Below are 12,930 nucleotides of genomic sequence, written 5' to 3'. Positions count from 1 at the left end.
CCCTCCGCCACGCCGGCCGCGACTACCTCCGGCCCCTACGAACCCTCGGCCTCACGTGACGAACCCGGACAGATCCCGAACATGCAATGACCCTGGGCCGACACCGGCTTCAAGGACGCCGTCATCGAGCACGGGGCGCAGATTGGAATCGACGTCGAGGTCGTCAACCGAAACCCTGAAATCCGTGGCTTTCATGTCGTCAAAAGGTGCTGGGTAGTGGAACGGAGCATCGGATGGATCATGATGCATCGCCGCCTCGCCCGCGACTACGAGACCCTGCCCGCCAGCTCCGAAGCCGTGATCCACATCGCCTCGATCGACAACCTCACCAAGCGCATAACGGACGAGACCGCACCCACCTGGCGAGGAACCTACTAGGAAATAAACGGCCTACATCAAGCGCCCTCTGAGCCCCCCGCTGTCCGCGACGGAGAGCGACCGACCCGGCGGCCCTGATGTCGGCCAGCCCGGACGCGACCCTGGTCAAGCACGCCCGGTCGCCCGGCTTCGGCGTGCCTTCGCGTCAACCGTGTCCCGCTGTACCGGCGTTACTAGGGTTTTTCCCGTCCTGCCGGATCGAGACTTTCGCCGTGCCACACCCGAGAGAACCCGCAGAACAAGCCAATTGAGCTGAGCCGACGCGCCGCGTTCGACCCGGCTTCCGGCCCAGGTCATTCCGACGGGGCGGCCGCCCATCCCCCCGGGGGCGGCCGCCCTCTGCGTGCACGTTCGTGCCCGCGCCCGCGCCGGGCAGGCGCAACGGTCCGTGATCACACCGGCCCGGGGCCGGTCGACGACATCCCGCATCGGTAACCGCTGTCGAGGTGACTTGAGATGAACAACGAACACAAGCTCAGGGACTACCTGAAGCGGGCCACCGCCGACCTGCGGCACAGCCGGCAACGCGTCCAGGAACTCGAGGCCGCCGCTCACGAGCCCATCGCCATCATCGGGATGGCCTGCCGCTACCCGGGCGGGGTGACCGACCCCGACGGGCTCTGGGACCTGCTCGTCGACGGCGGACACGGCATCGGACCCTTCCCCGACGACCGCGGCTGGGACCTCGACGCGGTCTCGGCGACCGCCTCGGGGGGCGGCTTCCTGTACGACGCCACCGACTTCGACGCCGAGTTCTTCGGTATCTCCGCGCGCGAAGCGGTCGCCATGGACCCCCAGCAACGGATCGTGCTCGAATCCACCTGGGAGGCCATCGAGTCCGCGCACATCGACCCCACGGCCCTGCGCGGCAGCGAGACCGCCGTGTTCATGGGTGCCATGGCCCAGGAGTACCGCGCCGGAGCGGAGGACGGCGCCCGGGGCCTGCACCTGACCGGCAACGCCGGCAGCGTCCTGTCCGGCCGTATCGCCTACACCCTCGGCCTGACCGGGCCGGCGCTCACCGTCGACACCGCCTGCTCCTCCTCCCTCGTCGCCCTCCACCTCGCCGCACACGCCCTGCGCACCGGCGAGTGCACCCTCGCCCTCGTCGGCGGCGTCACCGTCATGTCGACCCCCTCCACCCACCTGGAGTTCGGCCGGCAGGGCGGCCTGTCGGCCGACGGACTGTGCCGATCCTTCGCCGACTCCGCCGACGGCACCGGCTGGTCCGAGGGCGTCGGTGTGCTGCTGCTGGAACGCCTCTCCGACGCCCGCCGCAACGGCCACCGCGTCCTCGCCGTCGTCCGGGGCTCCGCCGTCAACCAGGACGGCGCCAGCAACGGCCTCACCGCGCCCAACGGCCCCTCCCAGCAACGCGTCATCGAGCAGGCCCTGGTCAACGCTCGCCTCTCCGCCGACCAGATCGACGCAGTCGAGGCACACGGCACCGCCACCACCCTCGGCGACCCCGTCGAGGCCCAGGCCCTCCTCGCCACCTACGGCCGCGCCCACACCGCCGAACGCCCGCTCCTGCTCGGCTCGGTGAAGTCCAATCTCAGTCACACGCAGGCCGCGGCGGGCGTCGCCGGCGTCATCAAGATGGTGCAGGCCGTCCGGCACGGCATCGTGCCCCGCACGCTGCACGTCGACGAGCCCAACACCCACGTCGACTGGTCGGACGGCACGGTACGCGTCGTCACCGGGAACACTCCCTGGCCCGAGACCGGGCGGCCCCGCCGCGCCGCCGTCTCCTCCTTCGGCATCAGCGGCACCAACGCCCACGCCGTCATCGAACAGGCCCCCGCCGGCGACACCCCCGACCCAGCCGCCGACCCGGCGCCCGCCCCCGTACCGCTCGTCCTGTCCGGCCGCACCCCGCAGGCCCTCGCCGACCAGGCGGCTCGCCTGCGCACCGCCCTGGACCGAGCCGACGCACCGCTCCGGCCGGCCGCCCTCGCTCGCGCCCTCGCCACCACCCGCACCGCCTTCGAGCACCGTGCCGCCTTCGTCGCCGCCGACCCCGCCACCGTCACGGCCGCCCTCACCGCCCTCGCCGACGGCACCCCCGCCCCCGGCCTGCTGCGGCACACCGCGACCGACACCCCCACCGCCTTCCTCTTCTCCGGTCAGGGCGCCCAACGCCTCGGTGCGGGACGCGAGTTGTACGACCGCCACCCGGTCTTCCGCGCCGCACTAGACGAGGCGCTCGCCCTGCTGCCGCCCGGCGTCCGCGAGGCGATGTGGGGCACCGACGCGTCCGCCCTGAACCACACCGGCATCGCCCAGCCCGCCATCTTCGCCCTGGAGGTGGCGCTCTTCCGGCTCCTCGAATCCTGGGGCGCGCGGCCCGACTTCGTGGCCGGGCACTCCATCGGCGAGGTCGCCGCCGCGCACGTCGCCGGTGTGCTGTCCCTCGCGGACGCCTGCACCCTGGTCACCGCCCGCGCCTCGCTGATGGCCGACCTCCCCGAGGGCGGCGCCATGACCGCCGTACGCGCATCCGAGGAGCAGGTACGTCGGTACCTCACCGCCGACGTCGCCGTGGCCGCCGTCAACGGCCCCGCCTCCGTGGTCCTCTCCGGCCCCACCCACGCCGTGGCCGAAATCGCCGAACGGCTCGCCGCCGACGGGCACCGCACCACACCCCTGCGGGTCTCGCACGCCTTCCACTCGGCGTTGATGGAGCCGATGCTGGCCGACTTCGCGGAAGCGCTGTCCGGCATCTCCTTCCACCCGCCGCGCATCCCGCTCGTCTCCAACCTGACCGGCAGCCTCGCCACCCCCGACGACCTGTGCGACCGGGACCACTGGGTCCGCCACGTCCGCGAGACAGTCCGTTTCGGCGACTGCCTCGGCACCCTCGCCGGGCACGGCGTACGCACCTTCCTCGAACTCGGACCCGACGCCGTCCTCACCGGACTGGTCCCCGAGGCGGTACCCGAGGACGGCGTCGCGCTCTCCACCCTGCGCAAGGACATCCCCGAGACCACCGCCCTCACCACGGCCCTCGCCGGCCTGCACACCACCGGCGCCCACGTCGACTGGACGCGCTACTTCGCCGACACCCCCGCCCACCACATCGACCTCCCCACCTACGCCTTCCAGCGCCGCCGGCACTGGCCGGCCGCGGGTGTCGGCGGTGCCGGGGACGTCCGTGCGGTCGGCCTCGCCCCCGCCGAACACGGCCTGCTCGGGGCCGCGGTGTCCCTCGCCGACTCCGACGGAGCCCTGCTCTCCGGCCGCCTGTCCTTCGCCACCCACCGCTGGCTGGCCGACCACCGCATCGACGGCCGTGTCCTCCTCCCCGGCGCCGCCTTCGTCGAACTCGCCCTGCGCGCGGGCGACGAGTTCGGCTGCGACCGCGTGGCCGAACTCGCCCTCCCGGCCCCGCTCGAACTGCCCGAGCACGGCGCCGTACAGATCCAGACCTTCGTCGGCGGCCCCGACGCCGCCGGCCACCGCCCCCTCACCATCTACGCCCGCCCCGACGGTCCCGACGACCACCCCTGGACCGCGCACGCGACCGGCCGCCTCAGCCCCGGCACGGAAACCGCCACACCCCCGGCCCTCGACACCACACAGTGGCCTCCCGCCGGCGCCGAACCCGTCCCCCTCGACGGCGCCTACGACGCCCTCGCCGACCACGGCTTCACCTACGGCCCCGCCTTCCGCGGCCTGCGCTCCCTGTGGCGCCACGACGGCGACCTCTACGTCGAGGCCGAACTCCCCGCAGGCAACCGCACCGCGGGCTTCGCCCTCCACCCCGTCCTGCTGGACGCCCTCCTCCACGCCGTCGCCCACGGCGGCGACGGCCGACTCGGCGTGCCGTTCGCCTGGGAAGGCGTCGGCCTGTACGCCACCGGCGCCACCAAGGTGCGCGCCCGCATCACCCCGCAGGGCGAGGACACCGTCGCGATCGACGTAGTGGACTCCATGGGCGCCCCCGTCCTGACCGTGGACGCCCTCACCACCCGCCCCCTCGGCACCGCTCGCCCCGGCCCCACGACCGCCGCCGACACCCTGTACCGCGTCGACTGGCTCCCGGCCGCCGAGACGGCCTCCTACGAGGGCCCCCTCGCTGTCCTCGCTCACTCCGCCGACGCCCTGGTCACCCAGGAGATCGGCGAGGCGCTCGGCGTGCCCGTCCACGCCGACCTCACCGAACTCGCGGACGCGGCACCGCTGCCCGACGTGGTCCTGGCCCCCCTCATGGCCGACCCCGCGGAGACCGACCCCGTAACCGAACTCCACACCCTCACCACCCGAGCCCTCGAACTGGTCCGCCACTGGCAGAGCGACGATCGCCTCCGCGCCACCCGCCTGGTGGTCACCCTCCGCGACGACCGCCCCGCGACCGCTGCCGTCCGCGGACTGCTGCGCGCCGCCGAGTCCGAACACCCGGGCGGTATCGGCCTGTTGGTCCTGGGCAGCACAGAGCCCGTGGACGGGACACGGCTGCGTCAAGCCCTCGCGAGCGGCGAGCGGGAGACCGCCCTCACCGACGGCCGCGTCACCGTTCCCCGGCTGGCGCGTGCGGGTCGGTCGGGTGATGTGGGGGTGGAGTGGGCCGGTCCGGGTGCCGTGGTGGTGACGGGCGGTACGGGTGGTCTGGGTGCGGTGGTGGCTCGGCATCTGGTGCGGGTGCATGGGGTGCGGGAGTTGGTGCTGCTGTCGCGGCGGGGGCTGGATGCGCCGGGTGCCGATGAACTCGCCGCCGAGTTGCGCGAGTTGGGGGCCCGCGTTGAGGTGGTGGCGTGTGATGTGGCGGATCGTGAGGCGTTGGCGGGTGCGCTGGCGGGGCGGTCGGTCCGGGGTGTGGTGCATGCCGCGGGTGTCCTGGACGACGGCCTCGTCGGGACTCTGACGCCCGAGCGCCTGCGCGCCGTACTCGCTCCGAAGGCCGGTGCCGCCTGGCATCTGCACGAACTCCTGCCCGACGCCCAGGCCTTCGTCCTCGTCTCGTCCGCCGCCGGCACCTTCGGCCCCGTGGGCCAGACCGCCTACGCCGCCGCCAACGCCTACCTCGACGCACTCGCCGCCCACCGCCGTGCTCAGGGGCTGCACGCCGTCTCCCTGGCCTGGGGACCGTGGCGGCTCGACGGCGCCGGCATGGCGGCCGGACAGCCCACCGAGGCGAACGACGAGCCCGCGCTCATCCGCCCGGTGTCCGCCGAGGAGGGCCTGAACCTGTTCGACGCGGCCCTCGCATGCGATGCGGACGTCGTCCTTCCCGTCCCGCTGGACCTGCGGGCGGCACGGGCCCGCACCGAGATTCCCGCACTCCTCCGTGGACTCGTACGCCCCGGTCGCCGCACGGCGAATGGCGGCACCGGCACACCCGACCTGGTCCGCACGCTCGCCTCGCTCGACGAGGTGGAGCGGCGTGAGGTGCTGCTGGACCTGGTGCGGGGGCAGGTGGCGTTGGTGCTGGGGCACGAGGGTGCGTCGGGGGTTGATGACTCGCGGTCGTTCCGGGATCTGGGTTTTGACTCGTTGCTGGCGGTTGAGCTGCGTAATGGGTTGCAGTCGGTGACGGGGTTGCGGTTGCCGGCGACGTTGGTGTTTGACTATCCGACGGTTGCGGTCCTGGCGGAGTTCTTGCTGGGTGAGGTGTTGGGGGCGCGTGGGGCGGTCCCGGTGGCGTCGGTGGGGGCGGTGGTCGACGACCCGGTGGTGATCGTGGGTATGGCCTGCCGGTTCCCGGGTGGTGTGTCGTCGCCGGAGGATCTGTGGCGGCTGGTGTCCGAGGGCGTGGACGCGGTGGGGGAGTTCCCGGCCGACCGTGGCTGGGATCTGGAGCGGCTCTACCACCCGGACCCCGAGCACACCGGTACGTCGTCCACCCGCGCCGGTGGCTTCCTCCGGGAGGCCGGAGGCTTTGACGCGGACTTCTTCGGGATGAGTCCGCGGGAGGCGTTGGCGACGGATGCGCAGCAGCGGTTGCTGCTGGAGTCCGCGTGGGAGGCCATCGAGCGGGCGGGCATCGACCCGACGTCGCTGCGGGGCAGCCAGACCGGCGTCTTCGCGGGCGTCATGTACAACGACTACGGGCTCCTCCTCGACGGCCGCGAGTTCGAGGGCCTGCGCGGCAACGGGAGCGCGATGAGCATCGCGTCCGGTCGTGTGGCGTACACGTTCGGCTTCGAAGGGCCGACGGTGTCCATCGATACGGCGTGTTCGTCGTCGTTGGTGGCGGTGCATCTGGCGGCGCAGGCGTTGCGGTCGGGGGAGTGCTCCTTGGCGTTGGCCGGTGGTGTGACGGTGATGTCGACGCCGACGACGTTTGTGGAGTTCTCGCGGCAGGGTGGGTTGGCGCCGGATGGGCGGTGCAAGGCGTTTGCCGACTCCGCGGATGGGGTTGGCTGGGCCGAGGGTGTGGGTGTGCTGCTGCTGGAGCGGCAGTCGGACGCGGTGCGTAAGGGTCACCGGATTCTGGCGGTCGTCAAGGGGTCGGCTGTCAACCAGGACGGCGCGTCGAACGGGCTGACCGCGCCGAATGGTCCGTCGCAGCAGCGGGTGATCCGGCAGGCGTTGGCGTCGGCTGGGCTGTCGGCCGCTGATGTGGACGCGGTAGAGGCGCACGGAACCGGTACGACTCTCGGTGATCCGATCGAGGCGCAGGCATTGCTGGCCACGTACGGGCGGGATCGTGAACGGCCGCTGCTGCTGGGCTCGGTGAAGTCCAACCTGGGGCATACCCAGGCGGCTGCGGGTGTGGCGGGTGTGATCAAGTCGATCCTGGCGATGCGGCATGGTGTCGTGCCGCGCACCCTGCACGTGGATGCTCCGTCGTCGCACGTGGACTGGTCGGCGGGGGCGGTGGAGCTGGTGCGCGAGCCGGTGGCCTGGCCGGACTCCGACCGCCCGCGTCGCGTTGGTGTGTCCTCGTTCGGCCTCAGTGGCACCAACGCGCATGTGATTCTCGAACTGCCTGAGGGTGCACCGATGTCCGGCACGGCTCAGTGCCCTCCCGTCATGCCGTTGGTGGTGTCGGCGCGGTCGGAGCAGGCACTCGACGCGCAGATCGAGCGGCTGCGGGTGGGCGAGCCGTCGGTGGACGTTGCTTACACGCTGGCCGCGGGCCGGGCGCGGTTCGCGTACCGTGCGGTGCTGTTGGCGTCTGCGGAGGGCATCTCCGAGGCGGCCAGGGGTGTGGCGGTCGAGGACCCGACGGCGTTCGTGTTCTCCGGTCAGGGTGCCCAGCGTCTGGGGATGGGGCGCGAACTGTACGAGCGGTTCCCGGTGTTCGCGCGGGCGCTGGACGAGGTCCTGGCCGAGCTCGACCCTGCCTTGCGTGAGGTGATCTGGGGCGAGGACGAGGAGGTCCTGAACCGTACGGAGTTCACGCAGCCCGCGCTCTTCGCTTTCGAGGTCGCGCTGTACCGGCTGGTGACCTCCCTCGGCGTCACCTCCAAGTACCTCGCGGGTCACTCCGTGGGTGAGATCGCTGCCGCGCATGTCGCGGGTGTGCTGTCGCTGTCGGACGCGTGCGCTCTGGTGTCGGCCCGGGCCAGGCTGATGCAGGCGTTGCCCGAGGGCGGGCTGATGCTCGCGGTCGAGGCCACGGAAGCCGAAGTCATCCCACACCTCACCGGCGAGGTGTCCATCGCGGCGGTCAACGGGCCCTCCTCCATCGTGCTCTCGGGGACCGAGGAGGCCGTTCTCGCGGTCGCCGCTGCTCTGCCGGATCGCCGTACGACGCGGCTGCGCGTGTCGCACGCCTTCCACTCGCCGCTGATGGACCCGATGCTGGCCGACTTCGCGCATGCCCTGTCCGGCACCTCCTTCCACCCGCCGCGCATCCCGCTCGTCTCCAACCTCACCGGCACCCTCGCCACCCCCGACGACCTGTGCGACCCCGCCTACTGGGTCCGTCACGTCCGCGAGACCGTCCGTTTCACCGACGGTATGCGCACCCTCACCGAGCACGGCGTCACCCGCTTCCTGGAACTCGGCCCGGACGGCGTACTCTCCGCGCTGGTGCGGCAGTCCGTCGCGGACGAGACGCTCGTCGTCCCCATGCTGCGCAAGGACCGGCCCGAGGAGAGCGCGGCGCTCACGGCCCTCGCGCAGCTCTTCGCGCACGGCGTGTCAGTGGACTGGCCGGCGCTCTTCACCGGCACGGGCGCCCGGCTCGTCGAAGTGCCGACCTATCCCTTCCAACACGAGAACTACTGGCCGGTCGGCGGGTACGTAACCGGTTCCGGGGACGTGCGGGCCGCGGGTCTCGTGGCCGCCGATCATCCGCTGCTCCGGGCCGCGGTGTCACTTGCCGACTCCGCCGACATGGTGCTGTCGGGGCGGCTGTCGATGGCCACGCACCCGTGGCTGGCCGATCATGTCGTGTTCGGGCGTGTGGTCGTCCCGGGCACGGCCTTCGTCGAACTGGCGGTGCGGGCCGGCGACGAGGTCGGCTTCGCCGCCCTTGAGGACCTCACCGTGTCCGCGCCGCTGGTGGTCCCCGACACCGGTGCCGTGCAGATCCAGGTGCGGGTCGCGGAGACCGATGACGCCGGGCGCCGCGCGGTGACGGTGCACGCGCGTCCCGACGACGCGGCCGGAGACGCCCCATGGACGCAGCACGCCGCCGGTGTCCTCTCCGACGAGCCGGTCGGGACGGCGTGGTCCGACGCCGCGCAGTGGCCGCCGGCCGGCGCGGAACGCGTCGAGACGGGTGACCTGTACGAGGACCTGGCCGACGCGGGTCTCACCTACGGCCCGCTCTTCCAGGGCCTGCGCGGTGTCTGGCGGCGCGGTGCCGAGGTGTTCGCCGAGGTGGCGCTGCCGACCGGTAGCGACGCCGGCGGGTTCGGCCTGCACCCGGCGCTGCTCGACGCCGCACTGCACGCCGTCGCCGCGGCCGGCGGTACGGGCGACCCCGCGCTGCCCTTTGCCTGGGAGGGCGTCTCGCTGCTGGCGTCCGGCGCGACCGAGGTGCGGGCCCGGCTGGTCCGGCGGGACGACCGGGACGCGGTCGCCGTCGATCTCGCCGACACCGAGGGGCGCCCGGTGGCAGGTGTGGCCGCGCTGGTCGTCCGGCCGGTGACGAGCGAACAGCTCGGTGGTGCGAGTGCGTCGGCAGACGGGGCACTGTTCCGGGTCGACTGGACCGAGGTGCCGGAGACGTCGGCCGAGCTTCCCGCCGTGGCGATGCTCGGCGTCGGCGAGGCACTTGCCCATGTGGTGCGGGACGCGGTGGCCGATGTCCGGAGCTATGCCGACCTGGACGAACTGGCCCTCGACGCCGACCGGCCGGTTCCGGGGCTGGTCGTGGCCGCCGTCGGGCCTGACGGTGACACGATGGCGGACGTGGCCGGTCGGACACACGCCGCCGTGGCGCGGACGTTGGCCCTGGTGCAGGCGTGGGTCGCCGAGGAGCGGTTGCGTGGCGCGCGGCTGGTCGTGCTGACGCAGTGCTCGACGGTCGTATCTGCCGCTGTGCGCGGGTTGGTGCGGTCGGCTGCGGCCGAGTATCCGGGGCGGTTCGCGACGCTGGATGTCACGGACGCCAGGCCTGAGCAACTCGGCGCCGCGCTACGTGTGTTGGCAGCTGACGAAGTCGATGTCGCCGTGCATGGTGACGTCCTCGCCGCCCCTCGCCTCGTCCGTGCGGGTCCGTCGGGTGATGTGGGGGTGGAGTGGGCCGGTCCGGGTGCCGTCGTGGTGACCGGTGGTACGGGTGGTCTGGGTGCGGTGGTGGCCCGGCATCTGGTGCGGGTGCATGGGGTGCGGGAGTTGGTGCTGCTGTCGCGCCGGGGGTTGGATGCGCCGGGTGCGGGTGAACTCGTCGCGGAGTTGGGCGAGTTGGGTGCGCAGGTCGACGCCGTCGCGTGTGATGCGGCTGATCGTGAGGCGCTGGCGGGTGTGCTGGAGGGACGGTCGGTCCGGGGCGTGGTCCATGCCGCGGGTGTCCTGGACGACGGTCTCCTCGGCACTCTGACTCCCGCGCGCGTCGAGGCCGTCCTGCGTCCGAAGGTCGACGCCGCCTGGCACCTGCACGAACTGCTCGCCGATGACACGCCGTTCGTCGTCTTCTCCTCCGTCGCCGGTGTACTCGGCAGCGTCGGCCAAGCGGCCTACGCGTCGGCCAACGCCTTCCTCGACGCCCTGGTGACCCTGCGCCGGGACATGGGTCTGCCCGCGGTGTCCCTTGTGTGGGGCCCCTGGGAGCAGCAGGCCGGAGGCATGACGGCCGACCCGCAGCGGATGGCCCGCACCGGCGTCCCCGCGATCACGATTGACCAGGGACTGGCCTTGTTCGACGCGGCGCTGCGGACGGGTGAGCCGGTGGTCCTGCCCGTTCCGCTCGATCTGCGTGCCGTGCGTGACCTTGGTGAAGTTCCGTCCGCCTTCCGTGAGTTGGTGCGGTCGCGTCGTCGGGTGGTCGCGGCAGGTGGTCTGCTTCGGCGGCTGACCGGTCTGGACGAGGTGGAGCGGCGTGAGGTGCTGCTGGACCTGGTGCGGGGGCAGGTGGCGTTGGTGCTGGGGCACGAGGGTGCGTCGGGGGTTGATGACTCGCGGTCGTTCCGGGATCTGGGCTTTGATTCGTTGCTGGCGGTTGAGCTGCGTAATGGGTTGCAGTCGGTGACGGGGTTGCGGTTGCCGGCGACGTTGGTGTTCGACTATCCGACGGTTGCGGTCCTGGCGGAGTTCTTGCTGGGTGAGGTGTTGGGGGCGCGTGGGGCAGTCCCGGTGGCGTCGGTGGGGGCGGTGGTCGACGACCCGGTGGTGATCGTGGGTATGGCCTGCCGGTTCCCGGGTGGTGTGTCGTCGCCGGAGGATCTGTGGCGGCTGGTGTCCGAGGGCGTGGACGCGGTGGGGGAGTTCCCGGCCGACCGTGGCTGGGATCTGGAGCGGCTCTACCACCCGGACCCGGAGCACACGGGTACGTCGTCGACCCGGGCCGGTGGCTTCCTCGCCGATGTCGCCGGATTCGATCCCGAGTTCTTCGGGATGAGTCCGCGGGAGGCGTTGGCGACGGATGCGCAGCAGCGGTTGCTGCTGGAGTCCGCGTGGGAGGCGATCGAGCGGGCGGGCATCGACCCGACGTCGCTGCGGGGCAGCCAGACCGGCGTCTTCGCGGGCGTCATGTACAACGACTATGGCGTCCTGCTCTCCGGCGATGAGTTCGAGGGCTTCCGGGGGAGCGGCAGTTCCCCGAGCATCGCGTCCGGTCGTGTCGCTTATGCGCTGGGCCTTGAGGGGCCGACGGTGACGATCGATACCGCCTGTTCGTCGTCGCTGGTGGCGGTGCATCTGGCGGCGCAGGCGTTGCGGTCGGGTGAGTGTTCGTTGGCGTTGGCCGGTGGTGTGACGGTGATGTCGACGCCGACGACGTTTGTGGAGTTCTCGCGGCAGGGTGGGTTGGCGCCGGATGGGCGGTGCAAGGCGTTCTCGGATGCGGCCGACGGTGTCGGCTGGGCCGAGGGTGTGGGGGTGCTGCTGCTGGAGCGGCAGTCGGACGCGGTGCGTAAGGGTCACCGGATTCTGGCGGTCGTCAAGGGGTCGGCTGTCAACCAGGACGGCGCGTCGAACGGGCTGACGGCGCCGAATGGTCCGTCGCAGCAGCGGGTGATCCGGCAGGCGCTGGCGGCTTCCGGGCTCGGTGCCGGGGACGTCGATGTGGTGGAGGCGCACGGCACCGGTACGACTCTCGGTGATCCGATCGAGGCGCAGGCATTGCTGGCCACGTACGGGCGGGATCGTGAACGGCCGCTGCTGCTGGGCTCGGTGAAGTCCAACCTCGGTCACACCCAGGCCGCCGCCGGTGTCGCCGGCGTGATCAAGAGCGTGCAGGCGATGAGCCATGGAGTCGTGCCGCGCACCCTGCATGTCGACGCTCCGTCCTCACACGTGGACTGGTCGGCCGGTGCGGTGGAGCTGGTACGGGAGCCGGTGGCGTGGCCGGACAGCGACCGCCCGCGCCGGGCCGCCGTCTCCTCCTTCGGACTCAGTGGCACCAACGCGCATGTGATTCTCGAACTGCCTGAGGGTGCACCGACGTCCGGCACGGCTCAGTGCCCTCCCGTCATGCCGTTGGTGGTGTCGGCGCGGTCGGAGCAGGCACTCGACGCGCAGATCGAGCGGCTGCGGGTGGGCGAGCCGTCGGTGGACGTTGCTTACACGCTGGCCGCGGGCCGGGCGCGGTTCGCGTACCGTGCGGTGCTGTTGGCGTCTGCGGAGGGCATCTCCGAGGCGGCCAGGGGTGTGGCGGTCGAGGACCCGACGGCGTTCGTGTTCTCCGGTCAGGGTGCCCAGCGTCTGGGGATGGGGCGCGAACTGTACGAGCGGTTCCCGGTGTTCGCGCGGGCGCTGGACGAGCTCCTGGCCGAGCTCGACCCTGCCTTGCGTGAGGTGATCTGGGGTGAGGACGAGGAGGTCCTGAACCGTACGGAGTTCACGCAGCCCGCGCTCTTCGCTTTCGAGGTCGCGCTGTACCGGCTGGTGACCTCCCTCGGCGTCACCCCCAAGTACCTCGCGGGTCACTCCGTGGGTGAGATCGCTGCCGCGCATGTCGCGGGTGTGCTGTCGCTGTCGGACGCGTGCGCTCTG

The 12,930-nt window shown here is 72.1% G+C and carries 1 protein-coding gene and 1 pseudogene (1 of these 2 only partly in view); both read left to right on the top strand.

What is annotated here, in order from left to right; translation table 11 throughout:
• Nucleotides 1-93 precede the first annotated feature (93 nt).
• A pseudogene (locus ACIA8X_RS35720) lies at nucleotides 94-378 on the top strand (transposase); the annotation flags it as partial.
• Between the two features lie 456 nt (nucleotides 379-834).
• Nucleotides 835-12,930: the 5' portion of a type I polyketide synthase gene (locus ACIA8X_RS35715; protein WP_399460040.1), read on the top strand. Its footprint extends 26,166 nt past the window's final position; 12,096 of the gene's 38,262 nt are visible here — the first part of the coding sequence; the start codon lies at nucleotides 835-837; the stop codon falls past the right edge of the window.

The sequence above is a fragment of the Streptomyces sp. NPDC051738 genome (assembly GCF_044453205.1).
Taxonomy (GTDB): Bacteria; Actinomycetota; Actinomycetes; order Streptomycetales; family Streptomycetaceae; genus Streptomyces.
This window is presented reverse-complemented; position numbering and strand designations above follow the sequence as displayed.